This window comes from Rhodanobacter sp. Root627 (assembly GCF_001427835.1).
GTDB lineage: Bacteria > Pseudomonadota > Gammaproteobacteria > Xanthomonadales > Rhodanobacteraceae > Rhodanobacter > Rhodanobacter ginsenosidimutans.
Genome location: NZ_LMGW01000001.1, coordinates 1,465,252 through 1,488,277, shown reverse-complemented (window position 1 = coordinate 1,488,277; position 23,026 = coordinate 1,465,252). Strand labels below are relative to the sequence as shown.

General features: G+C 65.4%; 23 protein-coding genes. 14 read left to right on the top strand and 9 right to left on the bottom strand.

The features are described from left to right. Window positions 1-106: 106 nt before the first annotated feature. From ASD68_RS06950 to ASD68_RS06935, 4 genes are all read right to left on the bottom strand, one after another. Window positions 107-334, bottom strand: coding sequence for an RNA-binding S4 domain-containing protein (locus tag ASD68_RS06950; protein ID WP_056080498.1), 228 nt, complete (start codon window positions 332-334; stop codon window positions 107-109). Between the two features lie 48 nt (window positions 335-382). Then, window positions 383-814: a barstar family protein gene (locus tag ASD68_RS06945; protein WP_056604816.1), complete on the bottom strand. Its 432-nt coding sequence runs from the start codon at window positions 812-814 to the stop codon at window positions 383-385. Next, a complete protein-coding gene (locus ASD68_RS06940) occupies window positions 811-1,233 on the bottom strand; it encodes a ribonuclease domain-containing protein (RefSeq protein ID WP_056604813.1) in 423 nt (140 codons plus the stop codon). The genes ASD68_RS06945 and ASD68_RS06940 overlap by 4 nt, the downstream gene beginning before the upstream one ends. A 181-nt stretch (window positions 1,234-1,414) precedes the next feature. Next, a complete protein-coding gene (locus tag ASD68_RS06935) occupies window positions 1,415-2,254 on the bottom strand; it encodes a DUF72 domain-containing protein (RefSeq protein WP_056080489.1) in 840 nt (279 codons plus the stop codon). A 153-nt stretch (window positions 2,255-2,407) separates the two neighbouring features. On the opposite strand from ASD68_RS06935, the gene ASD68_RS06930 reads away from it, so the two are divergent. Continuing rightward, window positions 2,408-4,069 carry a serine hydrolase gene (locus ASD68_RS06930; protein WP_056080486.1) on the top strand — a complete coding sequence of 554 codons (1,662 nt, stop codon included), beginning with the start codon at window positions 2,408-2,410 and terminating at the stop codon, window positions 4,067-4,069. 215 nt (window positions 4,070-4,284) lie between these two features. Further along, on the top strand, window positions 4,285-5,931 hold the full coding sequence (locus ASD68_RS06925; protein WP_056604811.1) for an alpha/beta hydrolase-fold protein: 1,647 nt from the start codon (window positions 4,285-4,287) through the stop codon (window positions 5,929-5,931). A gap of 45 nt (window positions 5,932-5,976) precedes the next feature. Here ASD68_RS06925 and ASD68_RS06920 read toward each other — a convergent pair whose 3' ends face one another. Then, window positions 5,977-8,385 (bottom strand): DUF3772 domain-containing protein, encoded by a 2,409-nt coding sequence (locus ASD68_RS06920; protein ID WP_056604808.1) that lies wholly within the window; start codon window positions 8,383-8,385, stop codon window positions 5,977-5,979. 258 nt (window positions 8,386-8,643) lie between these two features. Here ASD68_RS06920 and ASD68_RS06915 point away from each other — a divergent pair, with 258 nt between their 5' ends. From ASD68_RS06915 to ASD68_RS06895, 5 genes are all read left to right on the top strand, one after another. Further along, complete coding sequence (locus ASD68_RS06915; protein ID WP_056605261.1) at window positions 8,644-10,482, top strand: ABC transporter ATP-binding protein; 1,839 nt, start codon at window positions 8,644-8,646, stop codon at window positions 10,480-10,482. Between the two features lie 82 nt (window positions 10,483-10,564). After that, a complete protein-coding gene (locus tag ASD68_RS06910; protein WP_056080478.1) occupies window positions 10,565-10,837 on the top strand; it encodes a hypothetical protein in 273 nt (90 codons plus the stop codon). Window positions 10,838-11,119: 282 nt separating this feature from the next. Continuing rightward, window positions 11,120-12,178 carry a Gfo/Idh/MocA family oxidoreductase gene (locus ASD68_RS06905; RefSeq protein WP_056604806.1) on the top strand — a complete coding sequence of 353 codons (1,059 nt, stop codon included), beginning with the start codon at window positions 11,120-11,122 and terminating at the stop codon, window positions 12,176-12,178. Window positions 12,179-12,363: 185 nt separating this feature from the next. After that, window positions 12,364-12,873, top strand: coding sequence for a peptidylprolyl isomerase (locus ASD68_RS06900; RefSeq protein ID WP_056604803.1), 510 nt, complete (start codon window positions 12,364-12,366; stop codon window positions 12,871-12,873). A 157-nt stretch (window positions 12,874-13,030) separates the two neighbouring features. Continuing rightward, on the top strand, window positions 13,031-13,447 hold the full coding sequence (locus ASD68_RS06895; protein ID WP_056080473.1) for a YidB family protein: 417 nt from the start codon (window positions 13,031-13,033) through the stop codon (window positions 13,445-13,447). Window positions 13,448-13,486: 39 nt separating this feature from the next. Here the strand turns inward: ASD68_RS06895 and ASD68_RS06890 are convergent, their stop codons facing one another. Both ASD68_RS06890 and ASD68_RS17255 read right to left on the bottom strand, forming a co-directional pair. Further along, window positions 13,487-13,738: a GlsB/YeaQ/YmgE family stress response membrane protein gene (locus tag ASD68_RS06890; protein ID WP_056080470.1), complete on the bottom strand. Its 252-nt coding sequence runs from the start codon at window positions 13,736-13,738 to the stop codon at window positions 13,487-13,489. 175 nt (window positions 13,739-13,913) lie between these two features. Next, complete coding sequence (locus ASD68_RS17255) at window positions 13,914-14,051, bottom strand: hypothetical protein (protein ID WP_235578653.1); 138 nt, start codon at window positions 14,049-14,051, stop codon at window positions 13,914-13,916. Between ASD68_RS17255 and ASD68_RS06885 the strand changes: the two genes are divergently transcribed. Further along, a complete protein-coding gene (locus ASD68_RS06885) occupies window positions 14,050-15,036 on the top strand; it encodes a malate dehydrogenase (RefSeq protein ID WP_056080468.1) in 987 nt (328 codons plus the stop codon). The genes ASD68_RS17255 and ASD68_RS06885 overlap by 2 nt on opposite strands. Window positions 15,037-15,189: 153 nt before the next feature. On the opposite strand, the gene ahpF is transcribed toward ASD68_RS06885, so the two are convergent. Together ahpF and ahpC are read right to left on the bottom strand one after the other, a co-directional pair. Next, the gene (gene ahpF, locus ASD68_RS06880; RefSeq protein ID WP_056604800.1) at window positions 15,190-16,785 is read right to left on the bottom strand and encodes an alkyl hydroperoxide reductase subunit F; all 1,596 of its coding nucleotides are present in this window, start codon (window positions 16,783-16,785) and stop codon (window positions 15,190-15,192) included. Window positions 16,786-16,973: 188 nt separating this feature from the next. Beyond that, entirely contained in the window at window positions 16,974-17,537 is a 564-nt protein-coding gene (gene ahpC / locus ASD68_RS06875; protein WP_056080462.1) for an alkyl hydroperoxide reductase subunit C, read from the bottom strand. A 167-nt stretch (window positions 17,538-17,704) separates the two neighbouring features. Here ahpC and prpB point away from each other — a divergent pair, with 167 nt between their 5' ends. The 6 genes from prpB to ASD68_RS06845 all read left to right on the top strand — a co-directional run bounded on the left by prpB (window position 17,705) and on the right by ASD68_RS06845 (window position 22,996). Next, window positions 17,705-18,589: a methylisocitrate lyase gene (gene prpB / locus ASD68_RS06870; RefSeq protein WP_056080458.1), complete on the top strand. Its 885-nt coding sequence runs from the start codon at window positions 17,705-17,707 to the stop codon at window positions 18,587-18,589. Between the two features lie 122 nt (window positions 18,590-18,711). Continuing rightward, a complete protein-coding gene (gene prpC, locus ASD68_RS06865) occupies window positions 18,712-19,857 on the top strand; it encodes a 2-methylcitrate synthase (RefSeq protein ID WP_056080455.1) in 1,146 nt (381 codons plus the stop codon). Between the two features lie 506 nt (window positions 19,858-20,363). Further along, on the top strand, window positions 20,364-21,269 hold the full coding sequence (locus tag ASD68_RS06860; RefSeq protein ID WP_056604797.1) for a hypothetical protein: 906 nt from the start codon (window positions 20,364-20,366) through the stop codon (window positions 21,267-21,269). Window positions 21,270-21,372: 103 nt separating this feature from the next. Further along, entirely contained in the window at window positions 21,373-21,765 is a 393-nt protein-coding gene (locus tag ASD68_RS06855) for a hypothetical protein (protein WP_235578652.1), read from the top strand. Next, window positions 21,762-22,454 (top strand): C39 family peptidase, encoded by a 693-nt coding sequence (locus ASD68_RS06850; protein WP_056604791.1) that lies wholly within the window; start codon window positions 21,762-21,764, stop codon window positions 22,452-22,454. Before ASD68_RS06855 ends, ASD68_RS06850 begins: the two co-directional genes overlap by 4 nt. 14 nt (window positions 22,455-22,468) lie before the next feature. After that, on the top strand, window positions 22,469-22,996 hold the full coding sequence (locus ASD68_RS06845; RefSeq protein ID WP_156458352.1) for a hypothetical protein: 528 nt from the start codon (window positions 22,469-22,471) through the stop codon (window positions 22,994-22,996). The last annotated feature ends 30 nt before the right edge of the window (window positions 22,997-23,026 follow it).

Sequence of the window (23,026 nt, the reverse complement as noted above, 5' to 3'; positions counted from 1 at the left end):
AAGGCGGATGGGGGCGCTCTTGTCTTTGCTTTCCCTGTTGGGAAAAGCCCCCTTCAGCCCTCCGGGCAGCTTCCCCCGCAAGCGGGGGAAGCAAAGCTTTTGCTGTTCAGCCTTCAGGATCAGCCAATACCCGGATTTCCACATCGCCAAGCGTGACCGTTTGGCCGGCTACGATCTTGCAGGTCTTGCGCAATTCGGTGGCGCCGTCGACCTTGACATCGCCCTCGGCCACCAGCCGCTTGCCGGCGCCACCGCTGTCGCACAGGCCGACCAGCTTCAGCAGCATGTTCAACTCGACGTAGCTGCCTTCCAGTTCGAAATCGATCGTTTGCATGGGTATCCAGGGTGATGGGTGCGTTGGCAGAGGCGTAGCGTGACACGATCAGCCGCCGTCGAATGCCTCGTCGGGCAGGGCCAGAAACGCGAACCAGGGTTTGTCGTGGTCGGCACCGAAGGTGGCCGCGTCGTCCAGCACGCCGAGCAGGGTGGTGAAATCTTCCGGTGCGGCCTTGCGCAGGTCGTCGCCGCGTTCGAACAGCAGCGCGTAGCCCCACGCGGGCAACCAGCTCATGTCGCGCAGGCAGTCCGCCAGGGCATCCCAGTTGTGGCCGAAGCTGGCGGGCAACGTCAGTGAAACGGCCAGGCGCTGCAGCAATTCGTATTTGTCCGCGCAGCCGCCAAGGTCCGTGCGGCACACCTGCAACTCGTCGCGTCGCGCCGCCTTCGCCAGCCGGTCGAGGTCGTCGGTGCCGACGAAATACACCCCGCTTTGCGCGGGCTGGGTCAGGTTGAGGTCGAAACGGTGCGCGCTCATGGTTGTAGCGTGAAGCGGCGGAAGCTGCGGTAATGATCGTCGGTGTAGTAATAGACGCGCGGCGGTGTGTCGCCGGTGATGATGCGCCGCGCGCCGCGGTTGCGCGCGCCGGGCGTTTCCACGGTGTACTCGTGGTAATAGCCGCGCGGTTGTTGTGGCAGGTGGCGCTCGTAATTGCCGAACACGGTGCCATCCTGGCTATGGGCGAATGGCCCGCCGCTGGCGATGCGGCGCAAGGTATCGCGGGCCTCGGGCGGCAGGAACGCTGGCAGTGTCGACGAATCGCGCGCGTGATCGATCTGGCTGGCGACTTCCGGTGCGGTAGGGGTCACCCCCGGCGAGGTCGACGGTGGCTGTCGCCACATGACCAGCGCAACCACCAGCGCGGCAAGCAGGATCAGCGGATGGAATCGGCGCATGGCAGGTTGGCGGCAGGTCGGCTTGGGTCAGTCGTGATGATACGGAAACGCAACGGGCGAGTGCCGGTTGGCCGTTCGCATCGTAGCCGCATCGCGGCGAAACACCCTTCGACTTCGCCGCTGCGCGGCTACCCTCAGGGCGAACGGTGAGGGGGCGGCGCGCTGCCTTTCCCGATTCCCGTCAGGCCAGCCGATCAACTCGCTCCTGCAACGCCATCGCGGCGGCCGGGTTGCGCAGTTTTGCGCTGCTGATGAAAAAAACGAACACCTCGCGCGGTGGCCCGGGCGGTTGGGTGGGGCCGACGTGGGGCAGGGCAGCGATGTCGCGGCCCGCGGCCCATGCCTGGGCATGCGCCGCCCATTGATCCAGCGCCCTGTCTTCGTAGCCGGTGGCGATCTCTTCGATGCTGCGCATCAGCCGGGCATAGACGAAGTCGCCGGTGAGGTCGGCCAGCGATGGGAATTTCGGCGAGTCGGTGAACACGGTGGGGATCGCGTGCTTGCGCGCCAATTCCACATAAGCCGGGCACAGGAAGCCGGGGTTGCGCACCTCCAGCACGTGGCGCAGTGGTCGCCCGTTCAATACGCGAGGCAGCGCCTGCAGGAAGGCGTCCAGGTCGTCGGCATCGAATTTTCGCGACGGCGGCAGCTGCCACAGGATCGGGCCCAGCCGATCCCCCATTTCCTCGATGCCGCCGTAGATGAAGCTGTCCACGCCCTTGCCGCTGTGCGCCAGCGGCCGGCTTTCGGTGATGTAGCGCGGCGCTTTCAGCGAGAACACGAAACCCGGCGGCGTGGCCTCGGCCCACTTGGCGTAGGTGGCCGGTTTTTGCGCACTGTAGTAAGTGCCGTTGACCTCGATGGCGCGCAGGTGGCGGCTGGCGTAATCCAGCTCCAGCCGCCGCAGCAGGTCGGCGGGATAGAAATTGTCGCGCCAGGGCGCATACACCCAGCCGCCCACACCGACGCGGATGGGCCCGTGCAGCGCGCTGCTGGCGGCGGTGTGGTCAGGGTGTTCCATCGGAAACAGGCCTGGCGGAGTTGGTAACGCAGCATGCCGCGACGTGCATGCAACTGTCGTGAACGGCCGCCAGCGGCCGCGTGACTTCCGGCGCTGGCCTGCCGCCCGGTTTGCCGCGATAGTGGTGCGACTGCCCCTGTCATGGAGTTATCGATGCTGCAGCGACCTCTTGTCTTGCGCCTCTCGGTGGCGTGCGCGTTGTGCGTCGCCACGTTGGGTGCCGCGGCGCAGGCGCCGACCTCCTCGATACCGCAGCTGCCCATCTCCACCAACGACCAGGTACGCCCGCTGCTGCCCGCGCAGTTGCAGGATTTCGATGCGTATGTGGAAAGCGCGCGCAAGGCGTTCGACGTGCCCGGCATCGCCGTGGCGATCGTCAAGGACGGCAACGTGGTGCTGGCGCGGGGCTTCGGCCAGCGCGAGCTGGGTAAACCCGACGCCGTCGATGCGCACACCTTGTTCGCGATCGCCTCCAATACCAAGGCGTTCACCGCCGCCTCGCTGCAGCAGCTGGCCGAGGCGGGCAAGCTGAACATGGACGACCGGGTGATCGACCATCTGCCGTGGTTCCGCATGTCCGACCCGTACATTACCCACGAGATGCGTATCCGCGATTTGCTGGCGCATCGCAGCGGTCTGTCGCTGGGCGCGGGTGATCTGCTGTATTGGCCGCCCACCTCATACACCACCAAGGAGGTGGTGCAGCGGTTGGCGCATGTGCCGATCGCCAATGGTTTCCGCAGTGGCTATGCCTACGACAACATCCTGTTCGCGGTGGCCACGCTGGTGATCGAGGAAGCGTCCGGGCAGAGCTATGCCGACTATGTGCGCGACCACATCTTCAAGCCGGTGGGCATGGACGAGTCGCTGATCGACAAGACCTACATCAAACCCGGGATGGATGTGGCCACGGGGCACGCCAAGGCCGATTTCAAGGATCTGCAGCCGGTGCCGCCGATGGCCTGGCTCAACGATCCGGGCGCCGGCGGCATCTATGCCAGCGTGCACGACATGGCCAAGTGGATGAACGTGCAACTGGCCGGCGGCGTCCTGCCCACCAAGGGTACGGACGGCAAGTCGCAACGGCTGTTTTCCGAGAAGAGCCAGCAGCAGATGTGGAGCATGCTGACGCCCATCACTATCCGCAAACCGTCGATTCCCGAGCTGGCGCCGCTGACGCCGAAGTTCTCCGGCTACGGCGAGTCGTGGTTCCTGTCCGACTACCGCGGGCAACGGCTGGTGTGGCACACCGGCGGCTGGCCCGGCATGGTGTCGCGGGTGACCCTGGTGCCCGACCAGCACCTGGGCGTGGTGGTGCTGACCAATGCCGAATCGGGCGCAGCCTTCAACGCGGTGACCTACCGCGTGCTGGATGCCTACCTCAACCGCGATCACAAGACGGACTGGGTGGCCGTCTATACCAAGGCGGTGAAGAAATCTCAGGCCCATGCCGACGACAGCTTCGCCAAACACGAGGCCGCCCGCGACAAGCACAGCAAGCCTTCGCTGCCGCTGGCGAAATACGCCGGCACCTACCGCGACCCCTGGTACGGCGACATCATCGTCAGCCAGGAGAACGGCAAGCTGCGCATGCGCTTCAGCAAGACCGCGCAACTGGTCGGCACGATGACGCCGTGGCAGCACGACACCTTCGTGGTGCGCTGGGACGACCGCACGCTGAATGCCGATGCGTTCGTCAGCTACGCGCTGGACCCGGACGGGGCCGTGCGCGAGGTGCGGATGGAGCCAATTTCGCCGCTGACCGATTTCAGTTTCGATTTCCAGGATTTGCGATTGAAGCCGGCCAACCACTGATAACTGATCCACCACCGCGCTGTTCGCGGCGCCCAGGCTAAGAGCGTGGGCGGTAGAAATCTTCCGGGCTGCAAAAGCGGTTGCGTGGTCCATATTTCCGCCGCTTCTTGGCCCATGGAACCACCATGGGCCGGCAAATCGGCAAAAATCTGTCCTCACGCAACCACTTTTTCGCCTCGAAAGTTTCTACCGCCCACACTCCAAGGGGAAGGGACATGAAGTATCGGCATCATGCGGTGGCGGTCCTGCTGTCGTTCGGGTTGCTGGTTGGCGCTGCCCAGGCGCGCGGCGACCACGCACTGGATCATCACTACATCCGGGTCGAACTCGGAACCAACGGCGCGCAACCGACCTCGGGTCGGCTGCTGCTGTTCGCGACAGACGCGAAAGTGGCCGAAGCGGCCGCCAAGGCGGAATCGAAGGGCAAGAGCAGCGTGGTCGAATCGGTGGATGCCGATCCGTTCAGCGGCACGGTCACCAGCGTGGCGGCACGCGAGGTGGAGCACTGGGTGCCGGGGAAGACGATCGACGTCGACACCGAACACATGGCGTATCCCGCCGGCTGGTCGCAGCTGCCCCCGGGCGATTACCTGGTGCAGGCCGTGCTGGACGTGAACCACGACTACAACTACCTGGGGCGTGGCGCCGGCGACCTGGTCAGCGAGGTGGTCAAGCTGCATCTGCCCGCGGCCGGTGTGCCGAAACTGAAACTGGCGAAGGCCTTGCCGGCAGACGATGACCCATGGGCCGTGCCGCTGTCGGCGTCGCCGGCGATGCGCGAAAACGTGGTCGCGGCACGCCCGCACGCGCATCTGGTCGATTTCACCAGCCCGCTGCTGAGCGCGTTCTGGGGCCGGCCGATCCACATGCGCGGCTGGGTACTGACGCCGCCCGGCTACTACGCCAATGCCGCCACCCGCTACCCCACGGTCTATTACACCCAGGGTTTCGGCGGCAACAACGATCGCGTGATCCGCCCCATCGTCACTGCCTACACGGCGATGGCGAAGCAGCAGATGCCGCCGATGATCTGGGTGTTCCTGGACGAGTCCAGCCCCACCGGCACCCACGAGTTTGCCGACTCGGTCAACAACGGCCCGTGGGGACAGGCGCTGACCACCGAGCTGATCCCGCATCTCGAAGCGCACTACCGCATGGATGGTGACGTCAACGGTCGCTTCCTCAACGGCCACTCCTCCGGTGGCTGGGCCACGTTGTGGCTGCAGACGCGCTATCCGAAGATCTTCGGCGGCACCTGGTCGACCTCGCCCGACCCCAGCGACTTCCACGACTTCACCGGCGTCGACCTGTACGCGCCGCATGCCAATGTCTATCGCCGCGCCGACGGCTCGGCCTACCCGCTGGTGCGCAACCACGACAAGGTGCTGGGTACGTTCGAGCAGTTCGCGAAACTTGAACGCGTGCTGGGCAGCTACGGCGGCCAGCTGGCTTCGTTCGAGTGGGTGTTTTCGCCGCGCGGCAAGGATGGTCGGCCTGTGCCGATGTTCGATCGCGACACCGGCGACGTTGATCCGGCGGTGGTGTCGTACTGGCGCGACCACTACGACATTGCGTACCGCCTGCAGCAGCACTGGCCCGAGCTGAAACCCGACCTGGACGGCAAGATTCATCTCTACGTGGGCACCGCCGACACGTTCTACCTCGACGGCTCCGCGCACAAGCTGAAGGCTGTGCTCGATGGTCTGGGTGCGAAGTCCGAGTTCCGTTTCCTGCCCGACCGCACCCACGGCAATGTGTACTGGATCGGCGACGACCACCACGGCCTGCTCAAGCAGATCAGCTGGGCGATGTATGCCATCGCGCGACCGGATTCAAGGCTGAAGCCTGTCGCCACGCCCTGAATTTCCGGCCCGCCGGTTAGCCTGCCACGGGTTGCAACTACCGGCTCAGCCCGTGGGTTCGACATCCCCGGGCAGCGGCAGCGTGCGCACCAGCATGCTTTGCGTGCGCGCCAGCTGGAGCCCGGCCTTGCGCAGGCGGTCGAGCAGTTCGAACAGCAGGTCGCTTTTCACGCTGCCCACGTCACGCGGGCTGTTGACGTAGGCGGTGCAACTGAAGGTCATCGAGTTGGCGTCGATGCCGGACAGCTGCACCAGCGGGGCGGGCGAGTCCAGCGTGGCCGGATGCGCCTGCAGCACCTCCAGCACCAATGACCGCACCTTGCCCGCGTCGGTATCCAGCGGCAGCGGCAGCACGATCTGCACGCGGCCCAGCGCGTTGGCGAGGGTCACGTTGCGCACGTTCTGGGTGATCAGTTGCGAGTTGGGCACGATCACGGTGGAGCGGTCACCCATGCGGATTTCGGTGGCGCGCACGTTGATGCGCTGGATGTCGCCCTCGACGTCCGACGACAGGCTGACCCAGTCGCCCACCTTCACCGGCCGCTCCACCAGCAGGATCAGGCCGGAGATGAAGTTCTGCACGATCGCCTGCAGGCCGAAGCCGATACCCACCGACAGCGCGCTGACGATCCAGGCGATGCTTTTCAGATCCACATGCAACGCAGCCAGCGTCAGCACGAACACCAGCATGCTGCCCAGGTAGCCGAGCAGGGTAACCAGCGATTCCTGCATGCCGAGCTCCATGGTGGAGCTCGGCAGCAGCTTGTCGCGCAGCCAGCATTTGAGTCTGCGCAGCGTGTACCAGCCGATCGCGAACACCAGCGCGGCGGTGAAGATGCTGCCCGGATCGATCGCCAGATCACCCAGCTTGAGGTTGCCGAACGTTTGCTTCGCGCTGGTGATCAGGTCGCCGGGGCCGGCGCCGAACGGCGTCAGCACGGTCGCCAGCGCCAGCAGCACCAGGGTCACCCGCAGGACGGCATTCAGCACGATCACCGCCTGCTCCAACGTGTGCGGGCGCAGGTCGAACGTGCTTTGCAGACGCTGGCCGCCACGGCCCTGTGGCGCCAGCAGGGCGGTGACCAGATCCGTCAGCAGATGGATCAGCAGATAGGTGGATGCCACGATCACGCCCACCCACAGCATTTCCCTGGCCAGGAAAAATGCCAGCGCAATGAAGCCGGTCGCCACTGCCAGCCAGCAGAGCACCACGGCCAGCGTGGCGGCGGCCATCAGGATGCCTACCCACACGGGGCGATGTTGTGGTTCGGCGTCGCTGCTGGCTGATGCCAGGCGCGTGCGATGCATCCGCATCAGCGCCATGCCGATCAAGCCGCTGACGACCAGTGCAAACAGGCCGCGCGCCGCTACCGTGGCGGGCAGGCTGGTGCCGATCGTGCGGCTGGCGCGATCGAACAGTCCAAATGCCAGCGCCGCCGCGCCCAGCCACCAGGGAAACGGACGCAGGCACTGCGCGACCCGGTCGGTCAACGCCGGCAGCCGCCACGACGGGCGCCGCACCGAGAGCAGCGCCCGGCCCAACCCCACCACGTACGCCGCAAAGCACACCAGTTGCACCGCGGCATGGGCCAGCGTGGCGGTGTCGTCGTCGAGGATGTCGTTCCAGTTCAGCCCGAGGTAGGCCAGCTCCGCCGCCAGGCCGGTGGTGAAGACGGCCGTCAGCGCCACCGCCGTGGCCATCGCGCTGCGCCGCAGATGGCCATCCGGAACATGGCGCTTGGCCAGCCCCAGCAGCGCCCGTTCCAGCGCCCAGCGGCCGCCGCCGAGCAGCAGCACCGCGCCGATCAGGCAAAGCAGCAACGGTTTCCGGTTGGGCGGCTGCCACGCGTCGCTCCACGCATTGCCAAGGCGAACGCCAAGCCGCTTGAGCCGCTGGGTGTCGCCCGGCAAGGTGCGCGCCACATCGAGCCAGAACGCACCGCTGAACGGCGTGGCCGTACGCGAGGCCAACCTCGCCTGAAACTGGTCGTTGCGCATGCCGCTGATCTGCGCGGCCAGTTGCAATGCGTTCTGGCTGAGCAACTGCGCCTGCTTGATCTGCGCGTCCAGGTTGGTCTGCGCCCGGTCCAGTTGGCGCCGTTGTGCGGCAACCTCGGACGCTTCGGCGGGTGCGCCGCTGGCCGGCGCCGGCCCCAGCACGGTCAATTGCGCCTGCAAGGCCATCATTTGCGGCGCCAGACTGGCGGCCAGCTGGCGCGCCTGGTCCTGCACGCCCAGGGCGGTGGCGCGCAGGTCGGCCAGCGGCGGATTGCCATCCTTGCTCTTGAGATCGGCCCGCACCGAATCGAGTTGTTCGGTGAGCTGATCCAGCGATTGCGCCGGTGTGGCCGTCGGCGTGATGGCGGCCGGCGACGGATCGCCGGCCTGGGCCAATGAAAGGCTGCTGCCGAAGCTCAGCAGCAGAAGCAGGAGACAGCGGAGCAGGATAGGCATCCGTGCATGATCGGAGCGCCGCCGCAGGCGGTCAATCGCGGCCGGGGCGTACGTGCCGGTTGCGGAGGCTGGCGTTCATGTTCGTGCCGATGGCCCCATCATGTGGGAGCGACTTCAGTCGCGATGCTCTTGGTCGGGAGTTTCAAAGCAAAAGCATCGCGACTGAAGTCGCTCCCACAGAAGTCGGTTCCACAGGCCCTTGCGAAACCCGGCGCGGACACGCAAGTTATCCCATCCCCCGCTCGTTGCCTCCCCATGATCTTCCGCTGGTTCGAATCCCTCATCGATGCGTTCAAGGAACCGGTTGACGTGATGCCGCCGACGTCGGTGCGGCGCTTCTACCTGTTCTACCTGCGCCAGGCCTGGCCCGCGTTCGCGGCGGCCATCGTGGTGGGTTTCGGCGTGGCCATCGTGGAGGTGGCGCTGTTCGGGTTTATCGGGCGGCTGGTGGATCTGGCGCAGGGCGGGCCGGACGTCTTCTTCCGCACGCACGGCATGGAGCTGCTGGGCATGGCCTTCGTGGCCCTGGTGGCGCGGCCGCTGTTGAACAGTTCCCACGACCTGCTGGTGAACCAAGCCATCGTGCCCAGCCTCACCAACCGCATCCGCTGGCAGAACCATCGCTACGTGATCCGGCAAAGCCTGGCGTTCTTCCAGAACGATTTCGCCGGCCGCATCGCCAACCGCATCATGCAGACCGGCAGCGCGCTGCGCGCCTCGGCGGTGCAGATCGTCGATGCGATCTGGTACGTGGTGATCTACACCGGCAGCGCCATCGTGCTGTTTGCGCAGGCCGACCTGTGGCTGGCGCTGCCGTTGTTCGCGTGGGTGTTTGCGTATGTCGGCCTGCTGGCGTTCTTCATTCCGCGCATCAAGCACCGCTCGTGGCTGGCCTCGGAGGCGCGCTCGAAACTGATGGGCCGCATCGTCGACGGTTACAGCAACATCCTGACGCTGAAACTGTTTGCGCATACGCGGCGCGAGGAAGCCTATGTGGCCGACGCGATGGCCGAGCAAACGGACAAGCTGCGCCGGATGACCCGCGTCACCACCGCGATGGACGCCAGCATCACCGTGCTCAACGGTTTCCTGATCGTGGGCACCTCGGCGCTGGCGTTGTGGCTGTGGAGCGAGGGGCGGGTGACGGTGGGCGCGATCGCGCTGTCGACCGGGCTGGTGATCCGCATCAACAACATGTCCGGCTGGATCATGTGGGTCGTCAACGGCATCTTCGAGGACGTGGGCACCGTGCAGGACGGCATCACCACGATCTCGCAGCCGCGCGCGGTGCAGGATCGCGAGGGCGCCATGCCGCTGGAAGTGGTCAACGGCGCGGTGCGTTTCGAGCACATCCATTTTCATTACGGCAAGCAGGGTGGCGTGATCGCGGGACTCGACCTGGCCGTGCGGGCCGGCGAGAAGATCGGTGTGGTCGGCCCCTCGGGCGCGGGCAAATCCACCCTGGTCAACGTGCTGCTGCGGCTGTACGACCTGGAATCCGGACGCATCCTTATCGACGACCAGGACATCGCCCACGTCACCCAGGAAAGCCTGCGCTCGCAGATCGGCGTGGTGACGCAGGACACCTCGCTGCTGCACCGCTCGATCCGCGACAACATCCTGTATGGACGTCCAGACGCCAGTGATGCGCAGATCGCCGCCGCCGTACGCAAGGCGCGGGCGGACGAGTTCATCCCCACGCTCAGCGACGGCGAAGGCCGCCGCGGCTATGACGCGCTGGTCGGCGAGCGCGGCGTGAAACTCAGCGGCGGCCAGCGCCAGCGCATCGCCATCGCCCGCGTGCTGCTGAAGGATGCGCCGATCCTGGTACTGGACGAAGCCACCTCGGCGCTGGATTCCGAGGCGGAAGCCGCCATCCAGGACAGCCTCGACCTCCTGATGCAGGGCAAGACCGTGATCGCCATCGCCCACCGCCTGTCCACCATCGCCCGCATGGATCGGCTGATGGTGCTGGACAAGGGTGTGATCGTGGAGAGCGGCACGCACGCCGAGCTGATCGCACGCGATGGGCTGTATGCGCGGCTGTGGAAGCGGCAGACCGGCGGGTTCGTGGCGGCGGAGGATGCGCCGGGGTGAGGAACGAATCCGCGCGGCAGCCAGCCGTTGGCTCGAGTCATGCGACAATATCGGCCTTCGCCATCCCGCACCTTCGAGTTTCATGACCGTCCCCAACGATGCATTCCGGCGCTTCCAGGAGGAACTCGCCGCCATCGATCGCAAGGAGCACCTTCCCGCTGATGTCCCCGTCGCCGACCAGCGACTCGCCAACGCAAGGGCGGATTTTCTGTCCCTGCGCAAGCGCTATGGCCTGACCGTGGCCGACGTGGTGGCGTTCTTTCCCGAGGAGGAGGGCATCGCGTATTTGCAGCAGCTGATTGCCGCCAGCGAGGCCAAGCCGGTACGGCGCAGGAAGTCGCCGGCGGCGGATTGATTTGGGGTGTGCTGAAGAGAGGGCCCCCTTCCGCCTTTGGCACCTTCCCCCGCAAGCGGGGGAAGGAAGCGATCGGACTCCTCGAAACGGCCAGTTTCCTTCCCCCGTATAACGGGGGGAAGGTGCCCGACAGGGCGGAAGGGGGCGCTCCTCAACGCCGAACAAAAACCACATCAATGCGCCCGCACTTTGCGGCTGCAATACTCCTGAACGTCCAGCGTCCCTCAGCCGACGCACAACCCAACCGCATCTCCCCGAGCCAAACCATCACGGAGCTACCCCATGGCGGAAAACAAGCGCCCCATCGTCACCGGCCTGTGCGCGTTCGGTATGTCGGGCCGGATGTTCCAGGCGCCATTCCTGCATGCAATGGACGAGTTCTCGCTGCACGCCGTGGTGGAACGCCATGCCAAGCGCGTGGCGAATACCTATCCCGACATCCGCTCGTACGATTCGGTCGAGGCGATGCTGGCGGACCCGGCCATCGAGCTGGTCGTGGTGAACACGCCGAACGTGGACCATTTCGAGCACGTGCGGATGGCCCTGCTGGCGGGCAAGCATGTGGTGGTGGAGAAGCCCTTCTCGGTGACATCCGCGCAGGCGGTCGAGATGGTCGAACTGGCCGCACGGCAGGATCGCAAGCTGATCGCATTCCAGAATCGCCGCTGGGACAGCGATTTCCTGGCCGTGCGGGAGGTTGTCGGAAAGGGACTGCTGGGGCAGCTGATCGAGGCGGAATTCCATTACGACCGCTACGAAAAAAACCTCAGCGCGAAGGCGCACAAGGAGGTCGATCAGCTGGGCACGGGCGTCATCTACGACCTTGGCCCGCATCTGATCGACCAGGCGATCTGCCTGTTCGGCAAGCCGGAGGGGGTTTTCGCGGTGCTGCGCACCCATCGACCCAGCTCGGTGGTCAACGACTATTTCGACCTGACGCTGCTGTATGGCGCGTTCACCGTGCGGCTGAAAAGCAGCCTGCTGGCGCTGGAGCCGGTACCGGGGTTCGTGGTGCATGGCGCGGAGGGCTCGTTCCTGAAATCCCGCGCCGACGTGCAGGCCGACATGCTGGATCAAGGCATCTCGCCGAATGTGGCTGACTGGGGCCAGGAGCCGGTGGCGGAGTATGGCGTTCTGCACACCTGCGTCGATGGCCGCGACGAACGCCGCCGGTTTCCCTCGCCGGCGGGCCACTATCAGTCGTTCTTCGCGGGCGTCTATCGGCATGTGCGCGAGGGTGCGCCTTCGCCGGTGGCGCTGGCCGATACCTTGCTGAACGTGCGCATCATCGAGGCCGCGCTGGAGAGCAGCCGGACGCAGGCCGTGGTTTCGCTCAGCTAGTTTCCGGCCGCCGTGGATGAGGTCGCGCGGTTTTCACCCGCGCCACCGCATGCTGCGGAGGTAGCCGAGCGCACTGCGTCGCGGAAGGGCCTGGGTTATTCTTGGTGACCCCGGCGGCTCGTTTTGATGCAAGCCCCTCGTCCATGGCCATGGGCGCAAACCGTTTCCGACCTCAAGGACTATCGATGACCATCAATGTCACCTTCACCACCAACCGCGGCCCGATCCACCTGCGGCTGCACGACGACAAGGCGCCGGTCACCGTGGCCAGTTTCGTGAACCTGGCCAAGCGTGGTTACTACGACGGCCTGTCGTTCCATCGCGTGATCGCCGACTTCATGATCCAGGGCGGTTGCCCCGAAGGCAGCGGCCGCGGCGGCCCGGGCTACAAGTTCGAGGACGAGTTCAACCCGTCGCTGCGCCACGACAAGCCCGGCGTGCTGTCGATGGCCAACGCCGGCCCGCGCACCAATGGCAGCCAGTTTTTCATCACCCATGGCGCCACGCCGTGGCTGGACGGCAAGCACACCGTGTTCGGCGAAGTGCTGGGCGAGGATGACCAGAAAGTGGTCAACGCCGTGCAGCAGGGCGACGTGATCGAGAAGGTGGAAGTGTCCGGCGACGTCGACGCGCTGCTGACGGCGCAGTCCGAGCGCGTGGCGGAATGGAACGCGGTGCTCGACCAGCGCGGCTGAGTCGTCCACCCCGTACGCAAAAACCGCCGGTATCGAGCCGGCGGTTTTTTTATGGCGAGGTGAATGGGCGGCCAAGACATGGTTGGGGCAGCGGCCTATGATCGAGCGGTTCCATGTATGCGCATTCCTCGACTGACAGTGCACAAGGAGAACGACCATGTCATTGCTCAATGATCTGCTGGGTGGCCAGGGACAACAGGCCGGAGCCGGTTCGCTTATTTCGGTGGCCGGACAATTGATCGAGCGCGCCGGCGGCGTGCAGGGCCTCATCGCCATGCTGCAGCAACACGGACTTGGCGACGCGGTGCAGTCGTGGGTGGGCACCGGGTCGAACCAGCCGGTCTCGGGCGACCAGTTGGGCCAGGCCTTGCAGAAGGGCGGCCTGGGTTCGCTTCTGCAGGAGGCGGCAGGCAAGTTGGGGGTCGATCAGGGCCAGTTGCTCGGCCAGCTTTCGCAGGTGTTGCCGGGCGCCGTTGATCACCTGACACCTGGCGGCCAGGTGGCTGCGCCGGGAGCGGGCGGCGGTTTCAACCTGGGCGCGCTCGAGGGCCTGGCCGGCAAGTTGCTGGGTTGAGTGGAGGCCCGGCGGGGGAAGACCCCGCCGGGCGCACGGTCAGGTCGTTTTGCGCTTGACCAGGTGATACAGCAACAGCAGCACGATGGCGCCGATCACCGAGGCGATGAAGCCGGCGGTTTGTCCTTCCTGATACCAGCCAAAGTTCTGGCCGACCCATGTCGCCAGCAGCGAGCCGGCGATGCCGATGATGGCGGTGATGATGAAGCCGCCCGGGTCCTTGCCCGGCATCAGCAGTTTGGCCACCAGGCCAACGATCAAACCAATCACGAATACCCATAGCCAGTGCATGCGCGTCTCCTTCGGTCGTGAGGTTGCGGTGCCCGCGGTGCGGACCTTCGTATCATGCCCGCGTTGCGACGGGCAGCACAGCAGGCTGCTGTCCCTGCGACGGAGAGGCTGGCGTGCGGGGCGCGGCAGCATTTCCAGCGCGCATCCGGTGCCGTGGTAAAATCCCCGCCTTTGTTCACCTTGCACGGGTGAAGGCCATGCCGCGGCGCGCATCGTATTCGCGTGTTTCCGGCGGGTAGCTGAGAAATCGCCACTGAAGTCGCACCAAACCAAGCCAACCGTTGAACATCCCCACGTAGGAGTCATCGCTCATGAAAGCCCCCGTTCGAGTTGCCATCACTGGCGCTGCCGGCCAGATCGGCTACGCGCTGCTTTTCCGCATCGCCGCTGGCGACATGCTGGGCAAGGACCAGCCGGTCATCCTGCATCTGCTGGAAATCACCCCGGCGCTGCCCGCGCTGCAGGGCGTGGTGATGGAACTGAACGACTGCGCGTTCCCCACGCTGGCCGGCGTCGTGGCCACCGATGATCTGAACGTGGCCTTCAAGGACGTCGATTACGCGCTGCTGGTCGGCGCGCGTCCGCGCGGCCCCGGCATGGAGCGCAAGGATCTGCTGGAAGCGAACGGCGCCATCTTCGGGCCGCAGGGCAAGGCGTTGAACGACCATGCCAAGCGCGACGTGAAGGTGCTGGTGGTGGGCAACCCGGCCAACACCAACGCGCTGATCGCGCAGCAGAACGCGCCGGATCTGGATCCGAAGTGCTTCACCGCGATGGTGCGCCTGGACCACAACCGCGCGCTGAGCCTGCTGGCCGAGAAAACCGGCAAGCACAACACCGACGTCAAGCACATGACGATCTGGGGCAACCACAGCTCCACCCAGTTCCCCGACCTGTCGCACGTCACCGTCGACGGCAAGCCGGCGCTGGAACTGGTCGACCAGTCCTGGTACGAAACCGATTTCATTCCCACCGTGCAGCAGCGTGGCGCGGCCATCATCAAGGCGCGCGGCGCCTCGTCCGCCGCCTCGGCGGCGTCGGCCGCGATCGACCATGTGCGCACTTGGGCGCTGGGCACGGCCGAGGGCGACTGGGTGTCGATGGGCATCCCGTCCGACGGTTCGTACGGCATCGAGCCGGGCGTGATCTACGGCTACCCGGTCACCGTGAAGGGCGGCAAGTACGAGATCGTGCAGGGCCTGGCCGTCAGCGATTTCGCCCGCGCCCGCATGGACGCCACCGCCAAGGAGCTGCGCGAGGAGCGTGCTGGCGTCGAGCATCTGTTTGCCAAGAAGTAAGCGGCGGATCCATGTGACACAAAAAAGCCGGCTTTCGCCGGCTTTTTTGTGTGTTGTTGTTGTGGGAGCGACTTCAGTCGCGATGCTCTTGCTTTGGAGTTTCAGAGCAGAAGCATCGCGACTGAAGTCGCTCCCACAGGTGTGTACCAAGCGTCACGCCGCTGCGACAGCTCTGGTTTCGGCTGCCGGTGCCGACGTGCGGATCAGGTGGTCGAACGCGCTCAACGCCGCGGTCGAACCCGCACCCATCGCGATCACGATCTGCTTGTACGGCACCGTGGTGGCGTCGCCGGCGGCGAACACGCCAGGCAGGGAGGTCTGGCCGCGTTCGTCGATCACGATCTCGCCGCGCGGGGACAGTTCCAGCGTGCCCTTCAGCCATTCGGTGTTCGGCAGCAGGCCGATCTGCACGAAGATGCCTTCCAGCTCGAGCGTGTGCATCTCTTCGCTGACGCGATCCTTGTAGACCAGCGCGCTGACCTTCTGCCCGTCGCCCAGTACTTCCGTGCTGAGTGCGCTGACGATGACGTCCACGTTGGGCAGGCTGCGCAGCTTGCGCTGCAGGACATCATCCGCACGCAGCTTGCTGTCGAACTCGATCAGCGTGACGTGGGCCACGATGCCGGCCAGGTCGATGGCCGCCTCGACGCCGGAGTTGCCGCCGCCGATCACCGCCACGCGCTTGCCCTTGTACAGCGGGCCGTCGCAGTGCGGGCAGTAGGCCACGCCCTTGTTGCGGTACTGGTCTTCACCGGGCACGCCCATCTGCCGCCAGCGCGCGCCGGTGGAGAGGATCACGGTCTTCGATTTCAGCGTGGCGCCGTTGGCCAGTTGCACCTCGACCAGGCCGCCGGTGGCGTCGCTGGCCGGCACCAGCTTCTCGGCGCGCTGCAGGTTCATCACGTCCACCTCGTATTCGTGCACGTGCTGTTCCAGCGCCGCCGCCATCTTCGGGCCTTCGGTATACGGCACCGAGATGAAGTTCTCGATCGCCATGGTGTCCAGCACCTGGCCGCCGAAACGCTCGGCTGCCACACCGGTGCGGATGCCCTTGCGCGCGGCATAGATCGCTGCCGCCGCGCCGGCCGGGCCGCCGCCGATGACGAGCACGTCGAATGCGTCCTTGGCCTTGATCTTCTCCGCTTCGCGGGCGCTGGAGCCGGTGTCGATCTTCGCCAGGATCTGCTCCAGGCTCATGCGGCCCTGGTCGAACACCTCGCCGTTGAGGAACACGGTGGGCACCGACATCACCTGGCGTGCCTCGACCTCGTCCTGGTACAGCGCGCCGTCGATGGCAACGTGCTGGATGTTGGGGTTCAGTACGCTCATCAGGTTCAGCGCCTGCACCACGTCGGGGCAGTTCTGGCAGGACAGCGAGAAATAGGTCTCGAACTTGTATTCGCCATCGAGGTTGCGTACCTGCTCGATCACGTCCTCCGCGGTCTTGGAGGGATGCCCGCCGACCTGCAGCAGGGCGAGCACGAGCGAGGTGAATTCATGGCCCATCGGAATGCCGGCGAAGCGCACGCCGATGTCCGTCCCGATGCGGTTGATCGCGAACGAGGGCTTGCGTGCTTCGCTGTCGTCGCGGCGCAGCGTGATCTTGTCCGACAGCGCGGCGATCTCCTGCAGCAGTTCGTCCAGCTCTGTGGATTTGGCGCTGTCGTCGAGCGCGGCAACCAGTTCGATCGGCTGCAACAGCTTTTCCAGATAGGCCTGCAACTGGGTTTTGAGGGTTTCATCGAGCATGGCTACCACTCCAGTGATGGATGCGGAGAAAAATCGTGGGGGGAGGAAAGACGTTTGTGACAGCGGCCTGTACCGAGGGGAGGGTCGGCAGGCGGGGGAGCGTTGCCGGGCGCAAGCCGCTGACAGAAGCATCCAGAGTGAGGTGAAGCCGGGCGCTTTTCAGCGCCCGGTTTCGGTAGCGCGGTGAATCAGATCTTGCCAACCAGGTCCAGCGACGGCGCCAGGGTCTTTTCGCCTTCCTTCCACTTGGCCGGGCAGACCTCGTTCGGATGGGCGGCGACGTACTGCGCGGCCTTGACCTTGCGCAGCAGTTCCGCGGCGTCGCGGCCGATGCCGCCGGCGTTGATCTCGACGATCTGGATCTTGCCCGCGGGGTCGATCACGAAGGTACCGCGATCGGCGATGCCGTCGGCTTCGATCAGCACGTCGAAGTTGCGCGAGATCGCGTGGGTCGGGTCACCGATCATGGTGTAGTTGATCTTCTTCACCGCGTCGGAGGTGTCGTGCCACGCCTTGTGGGCGAAATGGGTGTCGGTGGAGACGCTGTAGATTTCCACGCCCAGCTTCTGGAACTCGGCGTAGTTGTCGGCCAGGTCCTCGAGCTCGGTGGGGCAGACGAAGGTGAAGTCGGCGGGGTAGAAGAACACGACCGACCACTTGCCCTTCAGGTCGGCGTCGGTCACTTCGATGAACTTGCCGCTCTTCAGAGCCTGCGCCTTGAATGGTTTGATTTCGGTGTTGATCAGGGACATCGGGAGCATCCTCGTTGGTGAAGGTGAGTCCTAAGATACGACGTGGCGAGCGATCTATCTAATTGATTGTCGGCATCGCTTCGATTGGCTGCGACTATCGATATGTTGCCCTGCAGAACGGCCGCGCAGACGTGGTGGGCTAAAATCGCGGCTTTGACGGAGGCGCCATGACACAGACAGCTTCCCCCGGCGCGCGATTCCGCGCCGCCGTGGCGCAGGAGCAACCGTTGCAGGTTGTCGGCGCCATCACGGCCTACGCGGCGCGCATGGCCCAGCGCACCGGTTTCAAGGCCATTTACCTCTCCGGTGGCGGCGTGGCGGCCAATTCGCTGGGCGTGCCGGACCTGGGCATCAGCAGCATGGAAGACGTGCTGATCGACGCGCGGCGCATCGTCGATGCCACCGGCATGCCGCTGCTGGTCGACATCGACACCGGCTGGGGCGGCGCGTTCAACATCGCCCGCACCATCCGCAGTTTCACGCAGGCCGGCGTTGCCGCCGTGCACATGGAGGATCAGGTGGGCCAGAAACGTTGCGGCCATCGTCCCGGCAAGGAAGTGGTGAGCAAGGAGGAGATGGTCGATCGGGTGAAGGCCGCGGTGGACGCGCGCACCGAGCCCGGCTTCGTGATCATGGCGCGTACCGACGCGGCGGCGGTGGAAGGCATCGACGCGGCGATCGACCGTGCCTGCGCCTATGTCGAGGCTGGCGCCGACATGATCTTCCCCGAGGCGATGAAGACGTTGGACGACTACCGCCGCTTCAAGGCCGCGGTGAAAGTGCCCATCCTGGCCAACCTCACCGAATTCGGCAGCACGCCGTTCTTCACCACCGACGAGCTGCGCGAGGCGAACGTCGATATCGCGCTGTATTGCTGCGGCGCCTATCGCGCGATGAACAAGGCCGCGCTGAACTTCTACGAAACCGTGCTTCGTGACGGCACCCAGAAAGCCGCGGTGCCAACGATGCAAACGCGCGAGGAGCTGTACGACTTCCTCGACTATCACGCGTACGAGGACAAGCTGGACGAGCTGTTTTCCCAGAAGAACTGACTCCCCCTGCAGGAGCGCAGCCTGTGCGCGAAAGCTCTTCACGGACGCATTTCGCGCACAGGGTGCGCTCCTGCAGGACACACGTTTCAAGGTTCGAATTCCCTGCATCACAGGAGATATCCATGAGCGAGCAAGCCCTGCCCAAGGCCAAGAAATCCGTCGCACTGTCCGGTGTGGCCGCCGGCAACACCGCGCTGTGCACGGTGGGCCGCAGCGGCAATGACCTGCATTACCGCGGCTACGACATCCACGACCTGGCGTCCAAGGGCAACTTCGAGGAAGTGGCATACCTGCTGGTACACGGCGTGTTGCCGAACTGGACCGAGCTCAACAATTACCGCCAGCGGCTGAAGCGGTTGCGCGGCCTGCCGGCGCCGGTGAAGGCGGCGATGGAGCTGCTGCCGGCCTCCACCCATCCGATGGATGTGTTGCGCACGGGTTGCTCGGTGTTGGGCACCGTGCTGCCGGAAAAGGACGACCACAACGTCACCGGCGCGCGCGACATCGCCGATCGCCTGATGGCCAGCTTCGGCTCGATGCTGCTGTACTGGTACCACTTCAGCCACAACGGCAAGCGCATCGAGACGGAGACCGACGATGAATCCATCGCCGCCCATTTCCTGCACCTGCTGCACGGCAAGAAGCCCAGCGACCTGCACGCGCAGGCGCTGGACAAGTCGCTGGTGCTGTACGCCGAGCACGAGTTCAACGCGTCCACCTTCGCCGCCCGCGTCATCGCCGGCACCGGTTCGGATATCTATTCGGCGATCACCGGGGCGATCGGCGCGCTGCGCGGTCCCAAGCATGGCGGCGCCAACGAGGTGGCGATGGAGATCATCTCCCGTTACCGCAGCGCCGATGACGCGGAGGCCGACATCCGCGCCCGCGTGGAGCGCAAGGAGATCGTGATCGGCTTCGGCCACCCGGTGTACACGGTGTCCGACCCGCGCAACGAGATCATCAAGGAAATCTCGCGCCGGCTGTGCACCGAGGGCGGCAATCCCACCTTGTTTGATGTTTCCGAACGCATCGAGACGGTGATGGCCGAGATCAAGAAGATGTTCCCCAACCTCGACTGGTTCTCCGCCAGCGCCTACCGCATGATGGGCGTGCCCACCGCGATGTTCACGCCGCTGTTCGTGATCGCCCGCACCTCAGGCTGGAGCGCGCACGTGATCGAGCAACGCGAGGACGGCAAGATCATCCGCCCCAGCGCCAACTACACCGGCCCGGAAGACCGCAGCTATATCCCCATCGACAAGCGCTGACGCTGTATATGTAGGAGCGACTTCAGTCGCGATGCTCTTCCACACGCCTGATTGAGGCCCCGCGGCAGCGGCAACACCGCCTTGCCGCGATACACCTGTAACAACCTCGATACACCACTCACTGACGCCACGGCGGTCACACCGAGCCCGCCGTGGCGCCATCGGTGCGCCTAACTGCCGACGGGTGATGCGCAGCGGGTGTATCACCGGTGTTACACCGTTTCCGCAACGGAAGCGTTTCGTTCTCCTGGTTTTAACCGCAAATCAATGATTTCTTTGAGATTAATCTGATCCGTCTGATCGGCACCGTTTATGCAAATTCCGCACGCTGCGAACACGAGCCGGTTGTAGCCAGGATCAGCAAGTCTTGATGGTTGTCATGGAATCGCCGAACGCACTGTCGTTCCGGTGAGCGCCTGATCCGACCCCTCTGGCATCGCAGACAACGGCCCCGGCCCGCCGGGGTGATTCCAGAGCTTGATCAGGCTTTCAAACGGAGAACGACAATGCGCAAGACACTTATCGCTACTGCCATCTGCCTCGGTATCGGCCTCACCTTGCCCGCCATGGCGGACAAGACCCAGAACAACGGTGGTGGCTCCAACGCCCAGGACAACGCGGCCGTGCTGCAAAACGTGGCAAACAGCAGCGACTCCAGCAGCCACTCCAACTCCAGCACCCACGCCGATTCGCATGACATGACCAGCTCCAACAACGTCAACCGCGTCGCCGCCAACAGCGAACTGAGCGGCATGGTCTCGAACGTGGGTGTCACCGTGGGCAACGCCGCCAACAACATGGGCAATGCCGACGGCGGGCGCGGCGGTGCCGGCGGTGCCGGTTACGGAGCCAGGGGCAATGGCGGCGATGCCGGCCATGGCGGCCGCGGTGGCGATGCGCAGGGTCATAGCGGCGCCGGTGGCTACGGATCGGCGAGCAGTGGCGGTGTCGCCGCGGGCAGCCTCGGCGCGGGCGGCAACAGCAGCGGCGCGGCTGGCGACAACAACAACGACAGCTCCGGCATGCTCTCCGGCGGCAACAGCGGTACCGCGACGGGTGGTGCGGACAGCTGGATGGCCGGTGCCGGTACCGGTGGTGCGGCCACCTCGGACAGCGGCGCGGCCACCGGCAGCGGCGGCGGCAGCGGTGCCAGCGGCAATACCGCCGGCAACGGTGGCGCGGGCGGCAACGGTGGTGCCGGCAACGGCGGCGATGGCATGGGTGCGGCCGGCGGTGCTGGTGGTGCCGGCGGCACGTCCTACGCGGATGCCGGCAGCTTCGACATGTCCAACCAGATGAACGGCACCGCCGTGGGTGCCGCGGGTATCGCGGTGATCGCCCAGAACAGCGGCGCTGCCGCGCTGGTGCAGCAAAGCGTGAATGTGCAGGCCAACCTCACCGTCGGCCCGTAACGGAAAGCTCGCCGTGGAGTAATGCTCCACGGCGTTTTCCCTGACCTGGCCAAGGCACGGTAATGCGCCGTGCCCTGGCGCCGAGCATTCACGGAGTGACGCCATGCGAAGCTGCCGATTTCTTCTGCCCACATTGCCGGGATGCCTGCTGGCGCCCATGGCGATGGCGGCCCTCGCACAATCACCGGCCCCGGTGGTGTCTCCCTCGCCGGCAGGTATGGCCCATGTGGCCACGCCGGACAACACCGACGGCTTCGGACCACGTGCGACGCCGGCCACCCTGGCCACGATGCGTGGCGGTACCGACGTCGTGGAAAACATGCACCTGCACGGCACCGTGGACAACAACAGCGCCGATCACGTCGCCAGCGGCTACAACACGATTTCCGGCGGCGCATTCACGGGTGCGGCGGGCGTGCCGATGGTGATCCAGAACAGCGGCAACAACGTGCTGATCCAGAACGCCACGATCATCAACGTGCAATTCCAGCCATGAAGCATGGCAACTGGTGCAAGGTGTTGCTGGCGGTATCGATGCTGCTGCTCGGCACGGCGTGGGCGGCCACGATGGAGGTGCCAGGCATCCAGGGCAACGGCTATACGTTCCACCTCACCAGCCTCAAGGAAGCGCGTTTCAAGAACACCATCCGCCAGCATTTCGACTTCAGTTGCGGCTCCGCGGCCACCGCCACCCTGCTGACGTATCAGTACGGCTACCCGGTGGACGAGCAATGGGTGTTCGAGCAGATGTACACCCATGGCGACCGCGCGAAGATCCGGCGTGAAGGCTTCTCGCTGCTGGACATCAAGCGTTTTTTGCACGCCAACGGTTTCGAGGCCGACGGGTTCCACGTACCGCTGGACAAGCTGCGCCTGTCCAGCGTGCCGGCCATCGTGCTGTTGAACGAGAAGGGCTACCACCATTTCGTGGTGGTGAAGGGCCTGCGCAACGGTCGCGTGCTGGTGGGCGACCCCGCGCGCGGTACCCGGGCAATGGCGCGCAGCACGTTCGAGGCGGCATGGCAGAGCAAGCTGGTTTTCGTCATTCACAACCGCCGCACCCTGGCTGTGTTCAACAGCGCGGACGATTGGCGCGCCGCGCCGCTGGCCTCGCTGGGCGACGGCATCGACCGGCGCGGGCTGGACCGGATCACCCTGCCCAAACGTGGCCCCGGCGATCTCTGAGTGTGGAACGGACCATGACCAGGATGCGACATGCGCGACATCTTCGCCTTTTCCCGCTGGGTTTGATCGCAGCGGGCATGGTCGGTGCGGCACCGCTGGCGACGGCATGCGGGTCGCTCTGCATGGATGCCTGGTCGCTTCCGGTCGGCAACGCGCAGCTCGATGCCATGCGCGGCGGCTTCGACAGCGGCAACGGTTTGCTGGCGTCGTTCGGCATCGACCGCGTGGTTTATATCAACGGCAATCTGGCCACCCGCACGAGCGTGTCGATACCCGATATCGGCCACATGTCGCCCGCGCAGGCGCGGGCGCTGGCCGCGGTCGATGGCGTCCTCACGGTGGTGCAGGGCGGGCAGGGCAACACCGCGGCACTGGTGTCATCGGGTGCCGCCACGGCCACCGTGATCCAGAACAGCCTCGACGGCCAGCACATCCAGAGCCTTACCACGATCGACGCGTCGGTGGATCACCTGGACCAGTTTCGCAGCGCGCGCCTGGGCGACACCTTGCAGGGCGCGTTGATCCAGTCGCTGGGGCATTGAGTGGTGACGCGGACGACGCGGTGAGGTGCG

What these genes read in the sequence shown, in the direction of transcription:
- ASD68_RS06900 (WP_056604803.1), top strand. Translation starts at nt 12,364, where the DNA reads ATGACCATCAATGTCACCTTCACCACCAACCGCGGCCCGATCCACCTG.
- ASD68_RS06905 (WP_056604806.1), top strand. Translation starts at nt 11,120, where the DNA reads ATGGCGGAAAACAAGCGCCCCATCGTCACCGGCCTGTGCGCGTTCGGT.
- prpB (WP_056080458.1), top strand. Translation starts at nt 17,705, where the DNA reads ATGACACAGACAGCTTCCCCCGGCGCGCGATTCCGCGCCGCCGTGGCG.
- ASD68_RS06950 (WP_056080498.1), bottom strand. Translation starts at nt 334, where the DNA reads ATGCAAACGATCGATTTCGAACTGGAAGGCAGCTACGTCGAGTTGAAC.
- ASD68_RS06925 (WP_056604811.1), top strand. Translation starts at nt 4,285, where the DNA reads ATGAAGTATCGGCATCATGCGGTGGCGGTCCTGCTGTCGTTCGGGTTG.
- ASD68_RS06890 (WP_056080470.1), bottom strand. Translation starts at nt 13,738, where the DNA reads ATGCACTGGCTATGGGTATTCGTGATTGGTTTGATCGTTGGCCTGGTG.
- ASD68_RS06910 (WP_056080478.1), top strand. Translation starts at nt 10,565, where the DNA reads ATGACCGTCCCCAACGATGCATTCCGGCGCTTCCAGGAGGAACTCGCC.
- prpC (WP_056080455.1), top strand. Translation starts at nt 18,712, where the DNA reads ATGAGCGAGCAAGCCCTGCCCAAGGCCAAGAAATCCGTCGCACTGTCC.
- ASD68_RS06945 (WP_056604816.1), bottom strand. Translation starts at nt 814, where the DNA reads ATGAGCGCGCACCGTTTCGACCTCAACCTGACCCAGCCCGCGCAAAGC.
- ASD68_RS06860 (WP_056604797.1), top strand. Translation starts at nt 20,364, where the DNA reads ATGCGCAAGACACTTATCGCTACTGCCATCTGCCTCGGTATCGGCCTC.
- ASD68_RS06885 (WP_056080468.1), top strand. Translation starts at nt 14,050, where the DNA reads ATGAAAGCCCCCGTTCGAGTTGCCATCACTGGCGCTGCCGGCCAGATC.
- ahpC (WP_056080462.1), bottom strand. Translation starts at nt 17,537, where the DNA reads ATGTCCCTGATCAACACCGAAATCAAACCATTCAAGGCGCAGGCTCTG.
- ASD68_RS06920 (WP_056604808.1), bottom strand. Translation starts at nt 8,385, where the DNA reads ATGCCTATCCTGCTCCGCTGTCTCCTGCTTCTGCTGCTGAGCTTCGGC.
- ASD68_RS06935 (WP_056080489.1), bottom strand. Translation starts at nt 2,254, where the DNA reads ATGGAACACCCTGACCACACCGCCGCCAGCAGCGCGCTGCACGGGCCC.
- ASD68_RS06930 (WP_056080486.1), top strand. Translation starts at nt 2,408, where the DNA reads ATGCTGCAGCGACCTCTTGTCTTGCGCCTCTCGGTGGCGTGCGCGTTG.
- ASD68_RS06845 (WP_156458352.1), top strand. Translation starts at nt 22,469, where the DNA reads ATGACCAGGATGCGACATGCGCGACATCTTCGCCTTTTCCCGCTGGGT.
- ASD68_RS06940 (WP_056604813.1), bottom strand. Translation starts at nt 1,233, where the DNA reads ATGCGCCGATTCCATCCGCTGATCCTGCTTGCCGCGCTGGTGGTTGCG.
- ahpF (WP_056604800.1), bottom strand. Translation starts at nt 16,785, where the DNA reads ATGCTCGATGAAACCCTCAAAACCCAGTTGCAGGCCTATCTGGAAAAG.
- ASD68_RS17255 (WP_235578653.1), bottom strand. Translation starts at nt 14,051, where the DNA reads ATGAGCGATGACTCCTACGTGGGGATGTTCAACGGTTGGCTTGGTTTG.
- ASD68_RS06850 (WP_056604791.1), top strand. Translation starts at nt 21,762, where the DNA reads ATGAAGCATGGCAACTGGTGCAAGGTGTTGCTGGCGGTATCGATGCTG.
- ASD68_RS06855 (WP_235578652.1), top strand. Translation starts at nt 21,373, where the DNA reads ATGCGAAGCTGCCGATTTCTTCTGCCCACATTGCCGGGATGCCTGCTG.
- ASD68_RS06895 (WP_056080473.1), top strand. Translation starts at nt 13,031, where the DNA reads ATGTCATTGCTCAATGATCTGCTGGGTGGCCAGGGACAACAGGCCGGA.